Annotated in this window: 22 protein-coding genes; 5 read left to right on the plus strand and 17 right to left on the minus strand. The window is 44.7% G+C overall.

All coding sequences use genetic code 11. The annotated features are described in order from the left end of the window. Positions 1 to 19: 19 nt before the first annotated feature. From DWY79_RS18115 to DWY79_RS18170, 12 genes are all read right to left on the minus strand, one after another. A complete protein-coding gene (locus tag DWY79_RS18115) occupies positions 20 to 427 on the minus strand; it encodes a hypothetical protein (RefSeq protein WP_036612786.1) in 408 nt (135 codons plus the stop codon). Between the two features lie 35 nt (positions 428 to 462). Further along, the gene (locus DWY79_RS18120) at positions 463 to 1,569 is read right to left on the minus strand and encodes a transcription termination/antitermination protein NusG (RefSeq protein WP_122369991.1); all 1,107 of its coding nucleotides are present in this window, start codon (positions 1,567 to 1,569) and stop codon (positions 463 to 465) included. A gap of 520 nt (positions 1,570 to 2,089) precedes the next feature. Beyond that, positions 2,090 to 3,022, minus strand: a complete 933-nt coding sequence (locus DWY79_RS18125; protein WP_005857356.1) for a site-specific integrase — start codon at positions 3,020 to 3,022, stop codon at positions 2,090 to 2,092. A gap of 107 nt (positions 3,023 to 3,129) precedes the next feature. Beyond that, on the minus strand, positions 3,130 to 4,599 hold the full coding sequence (locus DWY79_RS18130) for a M56 family metallopeptidase (protein WP_122369993.1): 1,470 nt from the start codon (positions 4,597 to 4,599) through the stop codon (positions 3,130 to 3,132). An 8-nt stretch (positions 4,600 to 4,607) separates the two neighbouring features. Continuing rightward, a complete protein-coding gene (locus DWY79_RS18135) occupies positions 4,608 to 4,973 on the minus strand; it encodes a BlaI/MecI/CopY family transcriptional regulator (protein WP_005857360.1) in 366 nt (121 codons plus the stop codon). 160 nt (positions 4,974 to 5,133) lie between these two features. Then, positions 5,134 to 5,589, minus strand: coding sequence for a hypothetical protein (locus tag DWY79_RS18140; protein ID WP_005857362.1), 456 nt, complete (start codon positions 5,587 to 5,589; stop codon positions 5,134 to 5,136). A 54-nt stretch (positions 5,590 to 5,643) separates the two neighbouring features. Beyond that, the gene (locus tag DWY79_RS18145) at positions 5,644 to 7,464 is read right to left on the minus strand and encodes a V-type ATP synthase subunit I (RefSeq protein ID WP_122369995.1); all 1,821 of its coding nucleotides are present in this window, start codon (positions 7,462 to 7,464) and stop codon (positions 5,644 to 5,646) included. Beyond that, positions 7,461 to 8,084, minus strand: a complete 624-nt coding sequence (locus tag DWY79_RS18150; protein WP_005857366.1) for a V-type ATP synthase subunit D — start codon at positions 8,082 to 8,084, stop codon at positions 7,461 to 7,463. Before DWY79_RS18150 ends, DWY79_RS18145 begins: the two co-directional genes overlap by 4 nt. Positions 8,085 to 8,095: 11 nt before the next feature. Continuing rightward, entirely contained in the window at positions 8,096 to 9,412 is a 1,317-nt protein-coding gene (locus DWY79_RS18155; RefSeq protein WP_005857368.1) for a V-type ATP synthase subunit B, read from the minus strand. A gap of 7 nt (positions 9,413 to 9,419) precedes the next feature. Continuing rightward, positions 9,420 to 11,177: a V-type ATP synthase subunit A gene (locus DWY79_RS18160; protein WP_008772320.1), complete on the minus strand. Its 1,758-nt coding sequence runs from the start codon at positions 11,175 to 11,177 to the stop codon at positions 9,420 to 9,422. A 3-nt stretch (positions 11,178 to 11,180) separates the two neighbouring features. Next, positions 11,181 to 12,059 (minus strand): DUF2764 domain-containing protein, encoded by an 879-nt coding sequence (locus DWY79_RS18165; RefSeq protein WP_005862767.1) that lies wholly within the window; start codon positions 12,057 to 12,059, stop codon positions 11,181 to 11,183. A gap of 1 nt (position 12,060) precedes the next feature. Then, positions 12,061 to 12,651, minus strand: coding sequence for a hypothetical protein (locus DWY79_RS18170; RefSeq protein WP_005857375.1), 591 nt, complete (start codon positions 12,649 to 12,651; stop codon positions 12,061 to 12,063). 196 nt (positions 12,652 to 12,847) lie between these two features. On the opposite strand from DWY79_RS18170, the gene DWY79_RS18175 reads away from it, so the two are divergent. Beyond that, positions 12,848 to 13,354, plus strand: coding sequence for a GNAT family N-acetyltransferase (locus DWY79_RS18175; protein ID WP_005862768.1), 507 nt, complete (start codon positions 12,848 to 12,850; stop codon positions 13,352 to 13,354). A 51-nt stretch (positions 13,355 to 13,405) separates the two neighbouring features. Here the strand turns inward: DWY79_RS18175 and DWY79_RS22825 are convergent, their stop codons facing one another. The 3 genes from DWY79_RS22825 to DWY79_RS18185 are packed head-to-tail and all read right to left on the minus strand — an operon-like array spanning position 13,406 to position 15,765. Then, positions 13,406 to 13,558 (minus strand): hypothetical protein, encoded by a 153-nt coding sequence (locus DWY79_RS22825; RefSeq protein WP_005857379.1) that lies wholly within the window; start codon positions 13,556 to 13,558, stop codon positions 13,406 to 13,408. 33 nt (positions 13,559 to 13,591) lie between these two features. Next, positions 13,592 to 14,506 (minus strand): DMT family transporter, encoded by a 915-nt coding sequence (locus tag DWY79_RS18180; protein ID WP_005857381.1) that lies wholly within the window; start codon positions 14,504 to 14,506, stop codon positions 13,592 to 13,594. Between the two features lie 32 nt (positions 14,507 to 14,538). Next, a complete protein-coding gene (locus tag DWY79_RS18185; RefSeq protein WP_122144245.1) occupies positions 14,539 to 15,765 on the minus strand; it encodes an MFS transporter in 1,227 nt (408 codons plus the stop codon). Positions 15,766 to 15,987: 222 nt separating this feature from the next. Between DWY79_RS18185 and DWY79_RS18190 the strand changes: the two genes are divergently transcribed. Next, on the plus strand, positions 15,988 to 17,427 hold the full coding sequence (locus DWY79_RS18190) for a glutamate decarboxylase (protein WP_005857385.1): 1,440 nt from the start codon (positions 15,988 to 15,990) through the stop codon (positions 17,425 to 17,427). A gap of 75 nt (positions 17,428 to 17,502) precedes the next feature. Continuing rightward, the gene (gene glsA, locus DWY79_RS18195; RefSeq protein ID WP_005857387.1) at positions 17,503 to 18,468 is read left to right on the plus strand and encodes a glutaminase A; all 966 of its coding nucleotides are present in this window, start codon (positions 17,503 to 17,505) and stop codon (positions 18,466 to 18,468) included. A gap of 110 nt (positions 18,469 to 18,578) precedes the next feature. Here glsA and DWY79_RS18200 read toward each other — a convergent pair whose 3' ends face one another. Both DWY79_RS18200 and DWY79_RS18205 read right to left on the minus strand, forming a co-directional pair. Continuing rightward, the gene (locus DWY79_RS18200; RefSeq protein WP_008772325.1) at positions 18,579 to 19,562 is read right to left on the minus strand and encodes a lytic transglycosylase domain-containing protein; all 984 of its coding nucleotides are present in this window, start codon (positions 19,560 to 19,562) and stop codon (positions 18,579 to 18,581) included. Then, complete coding sequence (locus DWY79_RS18205) at positions 19,537 to 20,877, minus strand: gliding motility-associated C-terminal domain-containing protein (RefSeq protein WP_122369999.1); 1,341 nt, start codon at positions 20,875 to 20,877, stop codon at positions 19,537 to 19,539. Before DWY79_RS18205 ends, DWY79_RS18200 begins: the two co-directional genes overlap by 26 nt. 104 nt (positions 20,878 to 20,981) lie before the next feature. Here DWY79_RS18205 and DWY79_RS18210 point away from each other — a divergent pair, with 104 nt between their 5' ends. After that, positions 20,982 to 22,790, plus strand: coding sequence for a LysM peptidoglycan-binding domain-containing protein (locus DWY79_RS18210; RefSeq protein WP_122369997.1), 1,809 nt, complete (start codon positions 20,982 to 20,984; stop codon positions 22,788 to 22,790). Between the two features lie 8 nt (positions 22,791 to 22,798). After that, the gene (locus DWY79_RS18215) at positions 22,799 to 23,473 is read left to right on the plus strand and encodes a porin family protein (protein WP_048928426.1); all 675 of its coding nucleotides are present in this window, start codon (positions 22,799 to 22,801) and stop codon (positions 23,471 to 23,473) included. The last annotated feature ends 316 nt before the right edge of the window (positions 23,474 to 23,789 follow it).

The raw sequence follows: 23,789 nt of genomic DNA on the forward strand, positions 1-23,789 counted from the left end.
GTTTTCTTTTTTTCAGCACTCATACTCTCTCACTTAATAAAGGTAGTCCCTCCACCTCGCCGGCGTGCCATTCACGGTAGTCTGCCAAGGAAAATCCGGGGACGGTCAATAGCTTGTAATCCGACTCGTCTCTTCTCAAGATATGTTTGCGGGCGTACGAGCGGAGCGAGCGATCCGTAACGGACACCATCACGATCGGGAACGGGTAGGCGAACAGGCGCAACGGCATGGTCTCGCTATCCGGAAATGCACGATACAACTGATAGGCCGAACACTCGAACGCTACCCAGTAGGGCCCCGTGCAATACAGGTGTATTGAGTTTTGGTTCGCACGCTCACGATCCATGATCTCTGTCAAATGCTCACGCAACAGGTTCATCAACCGGAGGCCGGAAGGAACCTCGCACGTCTCTCTCTCTTTTCTCATATCTTTCATTTATCGCTATGCGCAACTTTTACTTATCAACTGATCCCGTGTCCGAGCCAACGGTCGTAATCACGTAAACGACGTATCAACACGGACTTGCTCTTCTTGGGCGAGGCCTCCTCCATCCAAGGGTCAACCAACTCGTGCGCCATGCGCTGATAGAGGCTGCTGTCCGTACAGCCGTACAGCGTGACCAGCAGCAAGGCACGGGATTGCGCCGCCTTTATCACCGGGAGCATACTGCGCATCGTGGCATGCAAACGATCGAACTCATCCTCATCGCCCAAAAGCTTATAGGCAGGAAGGAGCAACGAGTAAAGCTTGCAACGGATCACGTCGGTCTCAGCACGGAGAGAGGCGTAGCCACGCAGGACCTCACGGGCCAGACAGGCATCCTCCTCCACTACGCTGCCGGACGAATGGTAACGCCCCAAGGCCCCGTGCAAGCCTTCCGACAGACGGTCGTTGTCCAAATGGGTATACACGTGCTTGCCCCCCGTGTTCAACTCGATCAACTCATACTCCCCAGCTCTCACCTCGAACAAGGGAACCCACATGCAATCGAGGATACGCACCATCACGTCCTTATGGCCACCGCCCGGCTGTACCACCACCTCGGCCTCCATGTCGGCAAACGGACCGGAGGTGATACGCACACGGTCGCCTTTCAACAGGTGGCCGCTATCAGGCACGTACACCGGAAGCTCGTTGGAGTAAGACGCCGCGACCCAACGTAAGGTCTCCATCTCACGATCCGAGAGGTAGGGAAAGTAAGACTGTCCACCCGAGGAAACCCGGGGTAGGAAATTGTACAGGGGAAGCGTACGCTTCAGACTAAAGATCTCGTTCTCCGAGGCGTGGATGAACACGTAGTTGTACAGCAGGGGCCGTTTCGTGTTGACCATCTTGCCGCCCACCTTCCTCGCCTCGACATACGAGGGGGAGAAATACTCGAACAAGGCCTCCCCACGACGCTCGCGGCGGGAAAGCTCAACGTCCAGTCCCTTCGAGGGGCTGATCTTGTCACGCCCGCCACCGGCGGTAGGAAGCGTGAGCACGTACCAGCGGACAGCCTCCTGATCACGTCGCTTACGAACATGCGCCATGAACCTATCCGAGCACTTGCCTGTCAATATATCCATCTCTATGATTATCTTTTCTAGTGGTTATCCCATGGCCCGAAAACAGACCCCATGGCAATTCAGAGCCCTACCAAGAATCATTTATATCATCTTGATAAACAGCGTTTTATATTTTCAAATATGGCATTACTGAAAATTACCATCTCTCGAAATCTTAGGCTACTTGGAGAGTAGCGTAAAAAGGTAGGAGAATGGTTATTACCCGGTTGTAGAGACGGGGCATGCCCCGTCTCCCACCGTCTGGGAGTAATTTTAAATACCATTTTGAAGGGATGAGACGGGGCACGCCCCATCTCTACAGGGATACACACAGATTATGAGACATGGCGGAATGATACCGAAAACAAGGAGTCGTTTCGCCCGCATCACCGTGTCTATACGTCTAGGAAAAAATGGAAAAATCAAAGAATAGAGAGGGTCAAACACCAATAATGAACAAACAAGCGGATCTATTCGCTTGTTTTTAGCTATTTTTTATTACATTTGCGCCGTGAAAGAATACGCTACTCTCCAAGTAGCCTCACCCCGCTTGAGATTCATAATTATAGACACCGCCAAAGCAGGCGCTATTAACCTCCGTCATTTTCCCTAAAGAGAAACTCCTTAAATAAATTTGTGTTGTCTTGATAGATTTATGCCCCAATAGTTCGCTGATCATTTCAATCGGGACATTTTGTTCTTTTAATGTCATGGCAAAAGAATGGCGAATCGTATAAGAGGTGACATCTGAGGTAATTCCCGCAAATTCTTTCAACGCTTTTAAATTCCGGTTAAATCGAAATAGTGCCGCATTGTATTCGAGGTATTCCTCACGCCCCTCTCTGGTGCCACTCAGAAAGGGAAATAAATATCCGGAATCTCGCACTTTCTCTCCTGACAATTCCTTATACATTGTCTCGGCTGTCTCCAAGATCTCCAGTCTCATCGGTGTCCCGGTCTTCTGACGGTTGTAATCTAATATACCGTTTTTGATATTACCGGTCTTCAAGTGGGCAAAGTCAACGAAAGACATACCCCCAAACAGAAACATCAAGCAAAGCGCCAACTGTGTCTTTCTCTGCTTCCCATCCTCCACCGGGACTGTCATCAGACGGTGTAAATCCTCGATAGGCAAGGACTTCTTACGCTTACTTTCCACACCCGTAAAAATCCCCTTGAATAAAGTGGGAATAAATTCCGCCTTACCGTTCTCCACCGCTTTGTTATAGATACAACGCAAACGCCGCATATAAGTGGAAATCGTATTGCGCATACAGCCGTTCTCCAATAAATAAGCCTCGTACCGGCGAAGATTATCCTTATTAATAGCCGAGTAAGCTATACAGTCGGTTCCGCTATACCTTATAAAGGAGTTTAATGCGTCTTGATAACTCTTAGCCGAGGAATATCGCTTTTCTCGATTCAACTGGGCTATATACTCCCTCATACCTTCTACAAATCCTTTCTCATCCATATCCCTATTTTAAATACTGTTTTGTAAATGAATGAACAAATGTATTTAAAAAGAGATCCCCTTTACCCTATCTCACGAATGAGAATAGTAAAGGGGGAAGACTAAAGTTATTTCTTCAATTTTATCTCGATAACACCATTACGACCTTTCTCTCCGAATTTAGCGATCGCCTCGTTTCCTTTGTACACATTCATAGACGCAATATGATCGGGATTCAAATTGTCCATCCTCTCTTTAGATGATTCCACTCCATCGATATAAACAATACCGGAGAAAGAGGATTTTACCTTTGATGCCTCCTTAGCAGCCTTCTCATTGATATCTATGGCTTTCATGGCCTCCTCTATGGTTCGATTGATCTCCGGTTGGATCTTCTCCATTTCGGCGGCAATAGTCTCATTTATCTTGGCTGCCTCTATCGCCGCTTGCACAGCCTTGTCGATCTCAGCTTGGTGTTTCGCCATTTCCGCAGAAACTATCTCGTCGATATTCACCGCTTTCACAGCCTCTTCGACCGCCTTGTCAATCTCCGGCTGGTATTTCTCCATCACGGCCGAGACCTTTTCCTGTATCGCTTGCATATCTTTTTCAGAAACGACCGAATCCCTTGCGAGGGTCTCAACCTCTACATTTCTTTTAGGCTCTTTTTTTTCCTGAACCGGAATAATTTCGCTAATTTTGACACTCGAAATCTTCTCCAATTCGTGAGAGATTTCCGGACGGGCAAAGGCTACCACCGTTAAGGCTGCCAACGGGAGTACATACAGATACTTCAACCGTGCCCATGGACTTGATTTTTGTTTTAACATCATAGCTATTCGCTTTTTAAGTGAACTGTGATTAAAGCTGTTGGCCATAGAAGTGAAGCGCTGTGCACCAACAGCTTTTTTGATTAATAATAATTGATATCTTTTTGCGTCGACGCCTTGATTTAATACGCCCTCGTCGGCCTCGTATTCATGGATATTTTGTAATTCCTGCCTCAACAACCAGACAGATGGGTTGAACCAATGGGACAGGATACAAATCTCGGAGATCAGCAGATCAATGGAATGACGGGCTTTTATATGCGCCATCTCATGCGTCATGATCTCTATCCCACTTTCCTCAAAATCCTTCCGGCTTATTACGATCGTTCGCATCCAACTGAACGGGACGACTGGTTGGTCCGTAAGAATCAGATGGATTCCGTCCACCAGCTTCGGTGTACCTTGTCTCATCAACCGAAACAAGGCATAAAATGAATATGCGAATTGACAAAGCGTTAATATCCCTCCGATTATATAGGCTATCACCATAACTCGTAACCATACAGGTTGGCTAGCGGATTCTGCCGACGTTCTCATGGAAACCGCCGCTAGCAAATTCTCCAAATCCATGACCGGACGCTGAATGGCCGTCGCTTCCTCCAAAGTAATCTCACAAAATGGGATGATAACCGAAAGCATGATCAAGCTTAATAAAGCGATCCGGTTGAAACGATGGAAGGTATCACGGCTCAACAATAGCTTATAAAACAGATAAAATATCGTCAAGCACACGGATGATTTAAGGATATATACAAAGAAGATTCCCATATTCGTTCTTATTTACGATTCCCTTGTTCTACATCATCTATTAGTTTTCGCAGATCATCCACAGAGATATCCTCTTCCTTGATCAGCGTAGAGACAACCCCCAGATAAGAATTATTGAAATACTTAGCGATCACATTTTTCAACGTACCGTTGCTATACTCCTTTTCTGTTAAGACCGCATAATATTGATAGCTATTCCCGAAATTCTTATGGGCGAGGAAACCTTTCTCCTCCAAGCCTCGGACAATCGTAGAAAGGGTATTGAAATGAGGTTTAGGCTCCTCGTAATATTCAAGTAGCTCCTTCACGAACAATGGGCCTTTCTGCCAGAACCAGCCCATGATTTCTTCTTCTTTCGCCGTAAGTCGTTTCATAACCTTATCTTGTTTGCGACAAAGTAACTAAAACTTTTAGTTACCAAACTAATTCGTATAGTTAATAAACTAAAAGAGATAGTTTATTCATTGATCCAATCAAAAAAGCCGCCCCGGGAATGTCCGGGACGGCCTTTATTATATCCAGATGTTTGAATGATTAGGCGACAGGAATCGTTCCGCCAATCAAGATCACAACCAATAAGGCCAAGATAGCGTATAACTCTGGGAATACGGCCATTACCATCGTAGCACCGAATACGTTGTGTCCGGCACCAACACCAGCGATACCATTCGCACAAACTTGAGCTTGGCGGATTGAAGAGTAAAAACCAGCGAAACCTAACACTAAACCAGCGCCGAAAACAGCCGTAGCGGCCAACATGGAAATATCAGCGACCAAGAACTTCTGCATCATAAAGTAGCCCACGAATCCATACAAACCCTGTGAAGAAGGCAACGCACTTAAAGCGATGTACGTACCCAGAGCATCCGGATTTTTCTTCATCGCACCTACCACCGCATTACCTGCGATCGTAACACCATAACTACTGCCGATAAAAGTTAAACCTGTCATCAACGCAATACCTACATAAGCTAATAAAATTGGTTCCATAATAAAATGTGTTTTTAAATTATTCTTTTATTGTTTTATTTTCTCGTTTAATTGTTATGCTTTTCTGAATGGCTCATAGGCCTTACCTCCACCTTCGAACTCTGCGTTCTTGTAATATTCCACGAAGATCAAACGAAGCGGGTGTACCAAGGAGCTGATCGTACAAAGAGCGATATTGATGGAGTGACCCACTAACAAGATCAACAACATACAGATCGCACGTGCCACGATATTCATACCGTCTGTCATCGTAACCGCCAACGTATTAAATACGCCACCCAAGATGGAACCGGTCAGACCGATAGCGAACAAACGAATGTATGATAACGTATCCCCCAGCAATCCGGAGGCCATATTGTACGTGTTCCAAAGTCCGGTACCAAAGTTCAAGAATACGTTCTTGCCCGGTGTATTGTACAGATAAGCGACAACCAGACCCAAGATGGCGATTCCGTAACATACCATAACGACAGCGTTCGGCAAGTGAACGTTCAACATTGGAAGTCCGAACGCCAATGCCAAGGATATGATCACGAACACCCAAGCGAACGGAGCGATACTGTGTTTCGTTCCTTTCTGTATCTTGATCTTGTAAGCAGCGACACATTTACCGAATATGATCTGTACCAAACCGATGACAATAGAGAATGTCATCAAGTTGTCGCTATTCACAAAGTAGTTCTTGATCTTTGACAAAGCCGGGATATCCGCCAAGGCCACTCCGAAGAAAGATCCCGTACAAGTACCCACCAATAAGGCGGCGAAACCTAAATACTGGAACAAGGTCAAATAAGGCTTGAAGTCCGGGTTCACCTTCTTCTTCAAGATCGTACAAGCGATCATGACCAACAAACCGTATCCGCCATCGCCGAAACAAAGTCCGAAGAACAGCATAAAGAACGGGGCGAACAACGGGGTCGGATCAAGTTCACCGTAATTAGGCAAGGAGAACATCTTCGTGATAGGCTCGTACAGCTTACTGAATTTATTATTCCGTAACTTGATAGGCACCTTATCCCCATCCTCGATCTCTAATTGCTGGAAGAAATAACCTTGCTTATCCAGCTCGTGCTCCAAGGCCGGAGCGTTTTCCGTCGGCACCCAACCTTCCAACAACATGAGCTTATCACCCGCTTGCCGGTCTGTCTGCACTAACGCATTAGAAAGATTAAACTCGTCCTGCAGGTTCTTATCGAATTCCTCCAACGTTTTATAATCCTCCACGGCACGATGTTTCAGCTCATCCTCCACATTCTGGATATCCTTGAGACGTTGATCCAGACGGGCACGCAACTTCGCCAATCCTTGAACCGGCATCTTCGGACGTTCAGCGTCTATATCGATCAAGGTACCTTCCTTGGTAATCGTGATAAAATACGTTACCGATTGGAAGTTATTGATCAGAATGGCGTTATACAGCACGCCCCATTCCGGCTCGTACTTAGCAGTAGGACAGGTAAAGAACGTAACATCGTATCCCGCTCTTTTCAGACGGTTGATATTCTGATAACTGAACTCACCCCATATTTCCATATAAGCCAGATCCTTCTCGATCGATTGCTTGGAAGCGATCAATTGCGCTTTCTTATCTTGCAATTCCTCTATCTTACGCACCAACTTCAAGCCTTCCTCTTTCGTCAACTCACGGGCCGGGGCAAACTTAACGTCTTTCTCCGCCGCATGGAGGTTCTTAAAGTAACGCATCAGCGTATTGATCTGTTTACGCTCAGCCAGAAGCTCTTGCAACCTCTCGTTATCCATCACGGAGTTTGTCTCCTTGATATGGACGACACCTAAGTCACGAAGCGTAGAAAGGAACGTATCATACTCCTTATGGTACACCATAAAGGCATATTTACTCATCTTTACTATCATACCTCGGCCTCCTCTTTTTCTTCTTTTGCCTTACGTTTCTCCTGATTGGCTCTCATGATCTTCTGTGAGGACTTAGAAAGACTCTCCTCGTCTTCCATAAACCGTTTCACCTTACGGATCGCATCCTTATAACCCGGAATCTGTACCTTCTCAAACAGGTTCACCTTCTGAGTGGTCTTTTTCCTAGCATGCTCCAACAACTCCAGCTTCATGCCCGAGAACTCCGCCTCGATACCGGTACGAGCCAGCTTTTTCAGCAACTCGATACCATCCGTATACCATGCGGGGGCATTAAAGAGACTATAATGTCCGATCTCGAACTTGATCTCGTCCAATAACGGGACGATCACGCCGGCGATCTTCTTCGTGGAGAGCGTAACGTCCTTCACGGAGATCAGCTCCGGATTGAACTCGTTCCACAAAGCCACCATATTCTCGTAACTCTGAATCTCTCGTTCTAGCTGAAGTTCCAATTTATTCACTTCGTCCTTGGTCCGCTTCACCTCGATACGCAGGGCGCTCTCCTTGCTCTTGATCGTAGGCAGGGAGCGTTCACGCATCTTCAGTTGCTTTTCCAATTGCTGAAGAGAGGTTTTATTATATTGAAACTTTATTGCCATGTTTATTTAATTTACTTCCAGTACTTATCAACCAATCCTTGTTTGATATTTACCTCCTCCGGGCTGAAATATCTAGCGAACAATCCCCAAGCTACGTCCAGCATCTCCGTCGTATCCAAGTTTACGTCGATAGCCAACAGCTTAGAAGAATAATCCTTGGCGAAAGACAAGGTACGGTTGTCGTAGTCGGTCAAGTCGAAACCGTTCTCCAGCTTGGTCTTAGCGTTGGCGGCATCGGCATACAAACGTACGGCGGCGTTCATTACCTGTGGATGATCCTCACGGGTCTTCTTTCCGGTTACCAGCTGTTTCAAACGAGACAAGCTTCGGAACGGATCGACGATGACCTTACCCACATCGCTATCACGACGCAAATACAACTGACCTTCCGTGATATAACCCGTATTATCAGGTACGGCATGCGTGATATCACCACCGGATAAGGTCGTTACGGCGATAATCGTGATGGAACCTCCCGCCGGGAATTGAACGGCTTTCTCGTAAATCTTCGCCAAATCCGAATACAAGGAACCCGGCATAGAGTCCTTAGACGGGATCTGGTCCATACGGTTTGATACGATCGCCAAGGCATCGGCGTAGTTGGTCATATCGGTAAGCAATACCAAGACCTTCTCATTCTTCTCCACGGCGAAATACTCAGCGGCGCTCAACGCCATATCCGGGATCAAGATACGCTCCACGGACGGGTCCTCGGTCGTGTTGATAAAACTAACGATACGGTCTAGGGCACCGGCGTTACTAAATGTATTCTTAAAGAACAGGTAGTCGTCGTTCGTCATACCCATACCTCCCAAGATAATCTTATCGGACTTCGCACGCAAGGCTACCATCGCCATAACTTGGTTGAAAGGCTGGTCGGGGTCGGCGAAGAACGGGATCTTCTGACCGGTTACCAAGGTATTATTCAAGTCGATACCGGCGATACCCGTAGCGATTAATTCAGAGGGTTGTTTACGACGTACCGGGTTCACGGACGGACCACCGATCTCGACCTCACGTCCCTCGGGGATCGGGCCGCCATCGATAGGCTCACCATAAGCGTTGAAGAAACGTCCGGCTAACTGGTCACCTACTTTCAAGGAAGGGGCCTTCCCCATGAATACCACCTCGGCATTCGTACGGATACCTTCCGTTCCGGAGAATACCTGCAACGTCACCTCGTCGCCGATAATCTTTACCACCTGAGCCAGCTTTCCGTCTACAGAGGCCAACTCATCATACCCAACTCCCGTTGCTTTCAGCGAACAGGTAGCTTTTGTGATCTGGGTAATCTTCGTATATATTTTTTGAAATGCTTTTGTTGCCATAACTCTTTTAATTTTCGATTCTCTCCTTCAAAAGTTCATCCAGTTCCGTATTAAACTTCTTGAATTGGTCACTCTCATATTCCGAATAGTTCATCTGCTTAAAGATGTTGATCATCTTCTTAAAGTAGTCCATAACCTCAAGGAAGTTATCAAACTTAAACTCTGAACGGCAAACATTTACGACTCTATCCAGCATGAATTCCTGACGTTGCAACGGAGTAACCGCATCGATGGCATCGAAAGCATCCTGTTGCAAGATCACGAAGTCGATCAACTCGGACTTCCAGAATGTAACGTGATACTCGACAGGCACACCATCATCACCCAAGATATTGATTTGCTCGGAGATCTCCTTACCACGCAACATACGGGTCTTGATCTCGTTTACTTTCTCGATCCATTCCGGGGAGATATGTTTAGCGATGTATTCCTGAAACTCCGGATACTCGATATACTTGGAATAACTCTCGATCGGGTTTACGGCCGGATAACGTTTACGGTCGGCACGCTCCTGCTCCAAGGCATAGAAACAACGGGCCACCTTCTTCGTATTCTCGGTCACCGGCTCCTTCAAGTTACCACCGGCCGGCGATACCGTACCGATGAAAGTGACGGAACCTGTAGCGTTGTTTTTCAAATGGACGAATCCCGCACGAGCGTAGAAGTTCGCCACGATAGCGGACAAGTCCATCGGGAAGGCATCCGGTCCGGGCAACTCCTCCAAACGGTTGGACATCTCACGCAAAGCCTGTGCCCAGCGGGAAGTAGAGTCGGCCATCAACAGAACCTTCAAGCCCATGCTGCGATAATACTCGGCGATGGTCATCGCCGTATATACGGATGCCTCACGAGCGGCTACCGGCATGTTGGATGTATTGGCGATAATGATCGTACGTTCCATCAATTTACGTCCCGTATGCGGGTCTACCAATTCCGGGAACTCCGTAAATACCTCTACGACCTCATTCGCACGCTCACCGCAGGCAGCGATAATCACGATATCCGCTTCCGCTTGTTTAGAGATAGCGTGCTGAAGCACCGTCTTGCCCGTACCGAACGGACCGGGGATAAATCCGGTACCACCCTCAACGATCGGGTTCACGGTATCGATCGTACGAACGCCCGTCTCCAGCAATTTGAATGGACGGGGCTTTTCCTTATAACAAGTGATGGCTTTCTTTACCGGCCATTTTTGGATCATCGTCACGTTTACGTCCGTGCCATTTTCGTCCGTAAGGACAGCCATCGTATCATTGATGGTATATTGTCCGGCTGGAACCACCGATTTCACAGTATAAGATCCCTCGAACTTAAAGGGGACCATAATCTTATGAGGTTGGAAATTCTCGTCCACCTCTCCCAGCCAATCACCGGCGCTCACGGTATCGCCCGCTTTAGCCAGAGGCTTGAAATCCCACTTCTTATCATTGTCCAACGCAAACGTATAATCGCCACGTTTCAAGAATACACCTTCCATCTTGTCCAAGTCATTCTGCAAACCGTCATAGTTGCGGGACAACATACCCGGACCCAGCGTAACTTCCAACATATGCCCTTGGAATTCAGCCTCGTCGCCGACACGCATACCACGTGTGCTCTCAAATACTTGTACAAAGGCATTCTTACCTATCACCTTGATTACTTCCGACATCAGCTTCACGCCTCCGACAGAAATGTAACAGATCTCATTCTGAGAAACCGGACCATCCACCTCTACGGTTACTAGGTTGGATACGATTCCTTTTACAATTCCTTTCGTAGCCATAATTTATTTTATATTGTTTCTTTTAAATTCTTCCAACGCATTCTCACTACCCATCTTCATGGCGCCTACCAATTCACGGAAAGTCTTCTCGCCTCTCGCCTTATCCAAGGTTACCCAGCGCTCTATCATCTCCAATTTCAATAAATAAGCGAATACACTCTCTATGTCGAATGTCTTGAAGAAGGTATTATCGTCCAGCCATTTCCATTTCAAAAGATCGATTTTCTTCTCACGAACGATCAGATCGGTCTCTTCGGCGATGCGTTGTAACTCGGGCAAATATTCCACGGAATCGCCCAAGCCGAAATCACGGGCGTTCGACGTACGGATATTTTCCGCTATCTCATTATGCCCCACGATATAATTGGCCTTATCAAATCCATATTTACGGCAAGTGATCGCAGTAAGAACATTGTTGATATTCAGGTTAAGCTCGAACCAATCGGCCACGAACTTATTCCCACATTTCATGGCATATTCATAATATAACGCAGCCAAGCGGTCTTCCCATGATATATATTCTTTCTCGCTTTTGGTGTCCTTAGCCTCTTCGGCTAGATACAGTTTAAAAAAGTCCACGAAATAAGGCGGGAGATTATCATTTTTGGGAATTTTTTCCTCATCCTTCAACGCTTTATATAAAGTATTGAACTCATCATACGTTATTCTTCCTCTTTGATCCGGATCGGAGTCCGGCCTTTTAGCGTGAGCCAGCAGATTTATATTATCATATTTCAAATAAAATAAATCAATCAGCTTTTTGTCCTTAGAAGATAGCATATCCTCTATTTCTGTCCGGAACTCACAGACCGAATAGGCTAGTTTACTATCATCCAACGCTATGTTAGGAAGTCCGGAGATTAAGTAGTAATACTTACTCATATCAGAACAGCATTTCTACTAATTGCGGACGCAAGAACTCTTTAAAAAACTCGATGAACTCGTCTTCGCCAAACGTCACTTTATAAGACCCATCCGCCGGGATAATAGAGAAAGACGCTTTCTTTCCGCTTACCTTCTCGATCTTATACCCTTTCTCTAGCAAGCCTTTGGCATTGGCCTCAAAATACGCCTTCAAGCCATCGGAATCAGAAGCTTGGATAGTCAAGAACTCATTAGCGGGCCAGCTTTTCACAAGCTCAAGGATCACTTTCTGCATATAGGCGGGATCCATCAACGCCGCTTTCACATTCGAACTAGCGATATCACCAGTGATAAGGTTTGTCACCTCGCTCTTTAATGCCTCGACAGACTGGGTGGCGAACAATTTCAATTCGGCTTCCGTATTCTTCTTCAACTCGGCAGCTTGTTTCTCAGCAGCCGCTACGATACGTTTCGCTTCCGCTTCCGCATCTTTAAGAATCGTATCCTTTTGAGCATTGGCCTCGGCGATTATACGCCCCGCTTCTTCGTTCCCCTTCTCTACACCTTCCTTGTAGATCTTGTCTGTTAGTTCCTGAATCTTTGTATCCATTTCCTATTATGTATTTGAATTGTATTTTTCAATAGTAAACGCCCACAAAGTTATTATTTTTCGCGGATTAACATGAAAATAAGTGTGAAATCAAGCTAAAAAATAACACTAGTCAAGTAAAATTCTATTTACATTCGTCTATATTGTATTTTTGTTCGTCTATTTGTATCTTTGTGAGTCAAAATACAAAATTAACATGTTTACGATTAGAAAAGCGACTATTGATGATCGTTCTCTTATTCATGATCTTGCCTCACGCATTTGGGAGAACACGTATGGAAAGATACTTTCTAAAGAGCAATTGGATTATATGTTCGATATGATGTACGCTCCGGATAACATTCTTAAACAAATGGAAGAGTTACATCATCAATATTTTATTATATTGGCGGACGATATGCCGGCAGGCTATTTATCCATAGAGAAAACAGGTGAAAACACGTACAATTTTCAAAAGATCTATTCCCTACCGGAAATGCATGGCACGGGAATCGGGCGTTTTATCATCGAACAAGGTATTAATTATTTGAAGGAGGTACATACCGGGCCTTTCACTATAGAATTATACGTAAACCGTTACAATCCCGCCATAGGCTTCTACAGACATATGGGATTACGGGAAATAGGCACACGGGACCATCATATAGGAAACGGCTATTTCATGAACGATTATATCATGAGCATGGAAGTGGAGAATAAATAGACAGTCATCCCCTATTCATATATTTATATATAGAATAGGGGATGATGATTGTCAACGGGTCTTCCCTCTTTTCGGATTACGAGGTTTCTCTAGGATTCGTACACTACTAACTTTTACAGAGTAAATAACAGCGATCCTATCATTCTTCGGATTCTCAATCGCAAGTTGAGAGTTCCAGATTTTCTTTTCTTGTTTTTTATCCATAACGCTACAATTTAATAGTTCATATTTAATAAGTCAAACCTTGACTGTCTTTTTCTCTTTTCCTTCCGCTATCTCAACCAGATAAACCCCGGCGCAAATACAGATAATGGCGAACGTCTGTGTCCAACTGAAACGGTCTTGCCCGATCAATAGGGATGTAATCGTTGCCACGATCAAGATCAGATAGCCATAAATAGCCACCAACGTAGTTTTCAAATACTTCAATCCGATAGGAATCAACAGATAACTGATTACCGTAGGGAAAATAAGCACAAACATCAATACGGCAAAAGGCCACCAATGAAATGGCTCCGAGAATAAAGGAGCATGAAAGCCTTCTATCGGCAAAATCAATAGACTGGAGAAAGCGGCGCCCGTGAATGTATATCGAAGCATCGTCATCGTCCCTACTTTTTGTAAGATCCGCTGGCTTAAGACCAAATACACGGCATAAAACACGGAGCTAGCCAAGCATAGCATATTTCCATTAAAAGCGTCCGCCGCTAAATCGTCGCTTTGCTGGGTCAAGATGCAAACCAAGGCCCCGGATAAACCAATCAAGATACCGAGTATTTTCATCCAAGTAGCCTTTTCCTTATAAAAGAATACCATAATCAAAAATACCCAGATCGGTTGCAAGCTCGTGAAAATAGAACTCGAGACCGGCGTTGTCTTACTAAGCCCCACTAAATAAAGAAACATAAAACCATAGATACCGATAGCGCCTAGTAAGAATAGCCACACCTTATCTTTCGTCGTAGAAACCTCCGGTTTCATAAACCAGCCGATCACCCAAAACGCCACGGCCGCAAACACGCATCGGAAAGAAGCGCCCGTCAACGGGCTCATCCATAAGGGAAGCAAGTATTTCAAGGCGTTCATATTCAATCCACTGAAAGTTTTTGAGACCACCATGCTAATATTAGCTTCTGTTTTCTTATTTTTCACTGTCTATCGTTTTTTAGTTTTATATTCGTAAATCATATTTTATCGTTGAAAAGGAACGAGTCTCGTTTTACATAAGCCCAGATCGTAGCGACCAGCGCAATACAGAGATTAAAAATAAATGCGAATTGCTGGCTCTTGACATGGAGCATAGACTGGAAGAAATCGATAATAAACGGACAAAGTAATATCGCCAAATAATTCATCGCCATCACGAAAGCTAATGCCAATGTAACTTTCTCAGGAATGGCCGTACGAGTCGTTTTATCATAAGCGATTGGCTGGATAACACCATATCCAAAACCGATAAAAATACATCCCAATCCAATTAGCCATTCCGTACGAGATATCAAAATCAAGGCCATCCCTAAAGCGATCGCCAATAGACTGACAAATTTTGTCTTTTGCTTAAATAAATCAACGATCTGATTCAAGATAAAACCGGGAGCCATAATAGCCAAGAAAAACAATGATATCATTAATCCGGAATTACCGCTTGTAAACTTATATTCCTTCATTAAAAACGGTAAGTTAAAGCTGACTATAATCACTAAATACGTAGCCAATCCATAAAAACACATGATTTGTACCAGATGCTTTATATCCACACCATATTTACCCGGAACCGTGACGGGATCTGCCGCAACAGGGGCTTTCACTTCTGATTTCGATACGATCGCCGGCTCATTCTCCATACTCCTTTTCAAGTATACGGAAAGTACGATGGAAATCAAGGGCAATAGATAAACGGCAAACGGTAAATGCCAATTCACCTCCGCCAGATATCCCGTTAAGATCGTGGCTAATACCAACGTTACATTTGTAATAGCAGAACTTAAACCAAATTGCTTCGTCCGGTATTTCCCGATAAAGAAACGAGAAATCAAACCGGTCGATAAGGGTACGATCAAGCCAGATCCGATTCCCATTAAGGCGCTCACCGCTATCAACTGCCACATCTTATTAGAGAGTAAGTATAGAATACCACTTAGGGCAAAGATCACCAAGCCTAATTGCAATAGACGTATCTCATTTACTTTCTCCGTTAATTTACCCGACAATATAATAAATGGAATTATCAATAACGATGGCAAAGAGGAAAGCATCTGAATATCCAGTTCCGTAGAATGAGGAAAAATAACGGAAAGTTTCCCTAATATCGGAGAAACCGCTAAACCCGGTAATGCATTTAAAGCGGAGATAGACCATATCCCTACCAGAGTTATAAGGGGAATTGTGCCCCGGCCTGTCTGTATTCTCATAAAGATTTAGTTTTACGTTTTTATCTAATCAAAACAAACATTTTATGTGAAAGTTCATCATTTTCGCTCTTTCCAAGAGGACTGGGCTTGTATCGCTAATAAACCCCAAATAATGTAAATCCAAAAAACATTCCAATCCATAATCTGTTTTGGCATAAACGCTCAGTGGAAGCAGTATTCCATTGACTCAAATCATTTTATTAACAAAAAAACTAAAGAAAAATGAAAGACTCAAATTTCAGAAATGGCGATGCCAAAACAGCGATTTTTGGCTCAGAAGTGATGTTGACACCCTCTCCAGTAGATAAGATTCCTGATGGCCCTACAACCCCGGAGATCGCTTATCAAATGGTTAAAGACGAGACTTTCGCACAAACACAGCCTCGCTTGAACCTAGCTACATTCGTTACTACGTATATGGACGAGTACGCGACAAAATTGATGAACGAAGCTATCAACATCAACTATATTGACGAAACAGAGTATCCGAGAATCGCTGTTATGAACGCCAAATGTATTAATATCATGGCGAGTCTTTGGAATTCTCCCGAGCAAGAAAAATGGAAAACCGGAGCCTTGGCTATCGGTTCTTCAGAGGCTTGTATGCTAGGTGGTGTAGCCGCTTGGTTACGTTGGCGCAAAAAGAGACAAGCACAAGGTAAACCAACTGACAAGCCTAATTTCGTGATCTCTACTGGCTTCCAAGTCGTATGGGAGAAATTCGCCCAGCTATGGCAAATCGAAATGCGTGAAGTTCCCTTGACTTTAGACAAGACGACACTTGATCCGGAAGAAGCGCTTAAGATGTGTGACGAGAACACGATTTGTATCGTTCCTATCCAAGGTGTAACATGGACAGGACTGAACGATGACGTAGAAGCCTTGGACAAAGCGCTCGACGCATACAATGCCAAGACCGGTTATGATATACCTATCCACGTAGATGCCGCCAGCGGTGGTTTTATCCTTCCGTTCTTAAGCCCGGAGACAAAATGGGACTTCCGTTTGAAATGGGTTCTTTCTATCAGCACATCCGGACATAAATTCGGATTGGTTTACCCGGGATTGGGTTGGGTTGTTTGGAAAGACAAGAAATATTTGCCGGAAGAAATGGCATTCAGCGTAAACTATCTTGGAGCGAATATCACTCAGGTTGGTTTGAACTTCTCTCGTCCTGCCGCACAAATCCTCGGACAATACTATCAGTTTATCCGTCTCGGATTCGAGGGTTACAAACAAATCCAATATAACAGTATGGAAATCACGAAATACATCCACCAAGAAATCGGTAAGATGGCCCCATTCGTTAATTACAGCAACGAGGTTGTGAATCCATTGTTTATTTGGTACATGAAACCGGATTACGCTAAGAACGCCAAATGGACACTTTACGATTTGCAAGATAAATTGCAACAAAGCGGTTGGATGGTTCCAGCGTATACACTACCGAAGAAGCTGGATAACTACGTGGTTATGCGTGTCGTAGTTCGTCAAGGTTTCAGCCGTGATATGGCCGATATGTTATTAGGTGATATCAAGAACGCTGTAGAGGCATTGGAGAAACTTGAATATCCGACTCCTACTCGCATCGCTCAAGACAAGAACGTTCCGGTTAAGGGTAAGGTATTTACTCACACCGCAATGAGCAACGCTAAGAAATAAAAACAAAATTCATCAAGGCGTGCATGAAAGGGCTATCAGTGTTTTCATACACGCCTTCTTTAATCCAATTCATATATGGACAAAAAAATAACGATCGCCCAAATTAAGGAAGTAGCTCAACAGGCTTACGATCTTTACAAGACAAATACGGATGGTAAGAATGCCGATTACATTCCTTATCTGGCGAATATCAATAAAAATCTATTCGGAATCAGTATTTGCCTTTTAAACGGACAAACCATCGAGGTGGGAGATTCCGAATATCGTTTCGGTATTGAATCCGTATCGAAAGTACACACCGCTATCTTGGTACTGCGCCAATACGGAGCGAAAGAATTATTGGAGAAGATTGGTGCCGACGCTACCGGATTGCCATTTAACTCCATCATCGCTATCTTATTGGAAAACGACCATCCTTCTACCCCATTGGTAAATGCCGGCGCTATCACGGCTTGTAGTATGGTGAAGCCTGTCGGTGATTCCAAACAGAAGTGGGATGCTATCGTAGCCAATATCACGGATTTGTGCGGAAGCGCACCGCAGTTGATCGACGAACTCTATAAATCCGAGTCCGCAACGAACTTCAATAACCGCTCCATCGCTTGGTTGCTAAAAAATTACAATCGCATTTATGACGATCCGGATATGTCTTTGGATCTGTATACCCGTCAATGTTCTTTGGGTATCACGGCTAAGCAACTATCTGTCGCTGCCGCTACGGTCGCAAATTTAGGTCTTAACCCTGTGACAAAGAAACAAGTATTCGATGCAGAGTTATCTCCGAAGATCACTTCCATGATCTCTACCGTAGGTTTTTATGAACACACCGGTGATTGGTTGTACACTTCCGGTATTCCCGCAAAAACTGGCGTAGGCGGTGGTGTCATGGGTGTACTTCCCGGACAATTCGGTATTTCCGCATTCGCTCCTCCTATTGACCAAGCTGGTAACTCTGTAAAGGCACAGCTTGCTATTAAGTATGTAATGAATAAACTCGGATTGAACGTGTTCAACGGGCACCGTGTGACGATCGTTGACTAATAGACTGAATCAGTTTAAACGAGAAATAGTATAGAAAAAGTGTTTCATTACGATGGGCAGTTATACCATCTAAATGAAACACTTTATTTTTTGTATCAATAAAAATCGGATCAATTCTCCGACACGACCCAAGCCGAATCGTATACTTCCGTATTCGGGGTCTTATAATACATATCCTTTTCTTGAGGAATGCTTAATTTATAGGTCTTCCCACCTGTCACCAACTTACGATCACGGAGCCAAGGATTAAAACGTTTCAAGTCCGCATAAGTGATCCCATGCTCTTTAGCGAAAGCCGACAGATTCTGTATATCTTGGCTTACAGCCACGTCTACGGTAGGGATCGGCTTATACAGGTCACGGGCACGAAGCACAAAACCGTACTTCGACGGATTCTCGAAAATTTGCTTGATCGCCATGATTCGATAAATATAACGGGTAGTCTCCTCCACCAGCCAGAGATCAAAGGAGGAATCCGCATCTTGTTTGACCAGCTCACCGGATATACGTCCCATGCCGCCATTATAAGAAGCGGCTACCGCCGCCCAATCTCCATATTTCTTATAGGCGGCCTTCAAATAGCGGCAAGCCGCCCCGGTCGCTTTCTCCACATGGCAACGCTCGTCGACCGTCGGAGTAATTGTCAAACCATACTCCCTTGCCGTGCCCTCCAGTAATTGCCACATCCCGACAGCACGAGCCGGAGAGGATACACGGGGGTCCAAATGGCTTTCTATCACCGCTAGATATTTGAAATCATCGGGAATGCCGTTCGCCTTCAAGATCGGCTCGATCACCGGGAAATAACGGTTCGCCCGCTTGATCAGAAGCATCGTCGTAGAATGGAAATAAGTAAAGCTACTCAATTCACGGTCATAGGCTTCCCGCATATCATAGCGGGTAATATCGATTAGTTTCCCACAAAAAGGAACCGAGGACGGAACATCCGGCGACAGGGTCATGGATGAGACAACCGGACGGCTCTCTATCACTTTTTCCACGTCATTCGAACCCATCGAGATACATGCGGTCAAGCAAACGACGCCTCCACATAAAAAACTAGCTAAATTATTCTTGGATATTCTCATTTTCATCTTGAATTGTTTTAGGTCTAAGAATGTTTATATCGCCTTTTTCCTTGTACTTAATACCATCGGAACCTTCGGCTTCTATCACATAAAAATACACACCCGGCTGAACGTATTTACCACCTTTCTTACCATCCCATCCTTGGGCCGGATCTGTCCAGTAATACATCTGTAGGCCCCAGCGATTAAATATCCATGCCTTAAATTTCACCAACGACTTATAGGCAACCCGGAACTCATCATTAATTCCGGGCGTGGTACCCGGGGAGAATGTGTTCGGTATCATCAGATAAGACTCCGAGATATCAATCTGAACCTCATCTTCCGTGCTGCAAGTAGTGCTTTGGTCGCTTACTTCCAACTTGATGATAAAAGTCCCGGATTGGTTGAACGTATAATCCACTTCCTCACCCGTAAAACGAACAACCGGATTATCTTCTTCCCCTTGCCGATAGATTTTCCAATTAAACAGGGCGGCTGTCGGCGTATTCGCGATAGCCGAGAATTGAACAGTGGCGGGAGCGCAATAACCGCTCTTCGTCGTATTCATATTCGGGGCCTCTTGCTCAATCAGCAACGTGTCTATATGAGCATCTACCGCAGCGGCCTGATATTCATCGATACAAAGCGTAACCTCCTTTCCAAAATGACGAGCGAAATAATCGCCTTTCACACAGATCTCCGTATCACACCAAGGAGCGGGAATGGATTTACCGAACAAATTGCCCTCGATGACCGCCGTCTCTTGTTTAGAGGTATATTCTTTTTTATCCGAATTATATTCCAATGTATTATAAATAACATCAAATTGGCGAGGCAGTTCACGTCTTGTTCCCGTATTCGGCCAATAATAATAAATAGGTTGGATCGTACCTGTCCCAGCCAAGACCAATCCGCTACATGGATCGCTATTATCGGAGACATGCAGGTTGGATATGTTTAAGGTGTACTTGCTGTAATCAACGATCCAGACGTAACGAGATACGGCTCCTTCCTCGACAAAATAGCCATATCCCTCCTCTACATTCCGAATGGTGGAAGTAGTTCCATTTTGGGTGGAAGCGACTTTCTCAGCCTCCAATCGTTTGGTTTTATAACGGTACCATTGATGCGAAGAAGAAGATGAAGTATAACTAATCGTCACATTATCCATTCCATACACCAAGTAGACCTCAAGCCGCTCGGCGGAATCGCCGGAACTCTGCGATGCTTTCATCGGACTACCACTTCCTCCCGTGACCACATATTGGGCATACGAGACAGCCACTACAAACACAAAACTTAGCGATAACAGTATCTTTCTTAATTCCTTCTTTAGCATATATAGTCTAAAAATTACGGTTCCAAAATTAGGGAAATAAAAGGACATACGTAGCATGATAAGCAAAATTCACTATCTTTGTCACAAAATACTCCGAACAGCAAATGAACAAGATTAGTATATACGCATTGACGTTCTTTTTAAGTTTATCGAGCGTAACCGTTTATTCCCAAAAGAATAATAAGCAAGTTATTTTTACTAACGAACAAGGGAGCGATATATTTTATCATACCATCGAACGCGGACAAACCGTATACGCCATAGCGACCATGTATGGCGTAAGCGTAGAGGATATTTATCGGTTGAATCCGGAAAGTAAAGAAGGGATCAAGGCCGGTTCTACGTTAAGAATCCCGCAGAAGGACTCCGCTATCGCACCTTCCGGCAAAGCAGATAACTATACATACCATACGATCCAGCCGAAAGAGACCTTGTACTCTTTATCCATTAAATATTCAGTGCCCGCTACGGATATTATCGCCGCCAATCCGGGTCTCTCCACATCGACCTTTACGATTGGCAAGAATATCCGGATCCCGCCGACACGACTGGAAACCTTGCCTACTACGGAAAAAAAGACCGTACAGAAGGAAATGGAATATACCATACAGAAAAAAGAGACCATGTACCGTATCTGCCGGAAGTTCGATATTTCCAGCGTGGAGCTTTTAAGACTCAACCCCGAGCTGAAAAACGGAGTGAAAGCGGGCATGGTTATCAAGATACCGGTAGCCAGTGAAGAAGTAATCACCCAAAACATAAGACAGCCGGAAGAGCGTGAGGTGAACGCCCTCCTCTCTACTCCTAAAGATATAAAGAAGGTGAACCGTATCCAAGTCGCCTTATTGTTGCCGTTCATGACGAACGAGACAACGCAATCATCCGCGACCTCCCGTTTCGTGGAATATTACGAGGGATTGCTATTGGCGGTCGACAGCTTACGAAATATGGGAACCTCTATCGAGCTATCGGTATATGATACTGGAAACGGTACGAAGAAAGTCAAGGAGATATTGAAAGAAGATGCGTTATCAAACGCTAATTTGATCATTGGCGCCGTACAGAACGACCAAATCGGATTGATCGCTGATTTTGCCCAAAAGCATAATATCAAATACGTGATCCCTTTCACCTCCAAGAATGATGATGTCTTGTCAAACGCGAATGTTTATCAAGTAAACACACCTCATTCCTATTTATACTCCAAGGCGGCACAAGCCGGATGCGATTTATTCTCGGATTACAATATCATACTTGTCAATATAAAGGATAAAGAAGAAAAGCCGGAATTTATCAAAGCCTTCAAGACGGAGATGCAGCAACGCGATATCCCGTTCAAGGAAGTAACTTATAAAGGGGATACTTTCGCCACGGATATAGAGGCAGCCATGGTAAGGGACAAGCGGAATGTGGTATTGCCAACCTCCGCCTCCTTAGATGCGGTGAATAAGATCAAGGCACCGCTCCGTATGCTTTCCGAGTTGAAAGAGGAGGAGAAAGAGCCTTATATGGTCAACCTATTCGGTTATCCGGAATGGCAGACCTATACAAGAGAGTGTCTGGAGGACTTCTACGCATTGAACACCTATATCTATAGTAATTTCTATGCGGACAACTTATCTCCGGAAGTCCATGGTTTTTATTCCGATTATAAAAACTGGTATAGCAAGAATTTAATCAACACATTCCCGAAATATGGAATCCTAGGCTTTGACACGGGTATGTATTTCCTAGGCGCCATCAATAAATATGGCTCGAACTTCGAGAATAATTTAGACAAGATCCATTATAAGAGCATCCAGACCGGATTCGATTTCCATAGAGTGAATAATTGGGGCGGTTTTATCAATACGAACTTGTTTATTGTACATTACAAGAATGATTATACGGTAACCCGCGGTGAGGTAAGATAATTGATATGATGACGAAAAAGATATTTGTAGCGATATTTCTGTGCATGGCAAGCTTATCGATTTGCTATGCGCAGAAAAGTACTTTTAAGCAAGAGCTTGCGGTTGGAGCGTCCTTCGGATTAAATTTCTCTAGCGTAAGTTTTGCCCCAAAAGTCCCTACGAAGATGAAACTTGGGTTTAACGGGGGAGCGACGATACGTTGGAATACGGAACCCAATTTAGGCATACAGGCGGAATTGAACTTTACCCAACATGGATGGGAAGAGAAGTTTGAGGAGAAACCTCAATATAAATATAGCCGTACGGTAAACTATATGGAGCTTCCGTTCTTGACGCACATCCATTTCGGAAGCAAGCGAGTGCGTGTATTCGTCAATCTAGGGCCTAAAATCGGTTATGCGCTGAGCGAAAGTACGGAGTCGAACCTTAATGGCGAGAACCCGAACGCGAACCGTCCGGACGAACAACATACAATGGAAGTCCAAAAGAAGTTCGATTGGGGGCTTTGCGGCGGACCGGGAATCGAGCTCCGCACCGGAATAGGCTCTTTCCTGTTGGAAGGTCGTTATTACTATGCGCTGGGCGATATGTTCAATAGCCGTAAAGGAGACACTTTCTCTAAATCTTCCAGCCAAATAATATCCGCGAAACTAACCTATCTGATTCCCATCTTTAGTAAATAAAGGGGATGGACTCGTGATATCGTAACAATCAATTGAAGATCTGTGCCGCAAGTAATCCCACTCACGGGATAAGAACGGTGGATAATATAGCCAAGCTCCGGACGATCTGATCTTTTCACGGATGTGAAGAGATCTTTTCACGCTCGTGATACGATCGTTTCACCCTTGTGAAAAGATCATTTCACATCCGTGAAAAGATCTTTGGATACAGGCGTACAAGCTACTTCCGATAATACCTTTATCCAACAGGAAGGTTCTACAGTAATAAATCATGAACTATAATAAGAAAATTGAATACGGTTAACGATAATTAGCA

This window comes from Parabacteroides sp. AF27-14, from assembly GCF_003635425.1.
GTDB lineage: Bacteria > Bacteroidota > Bacteroidia > Bacteroidales > Tannerellaceae > Parabacteroides > Parabacteroides distasonis.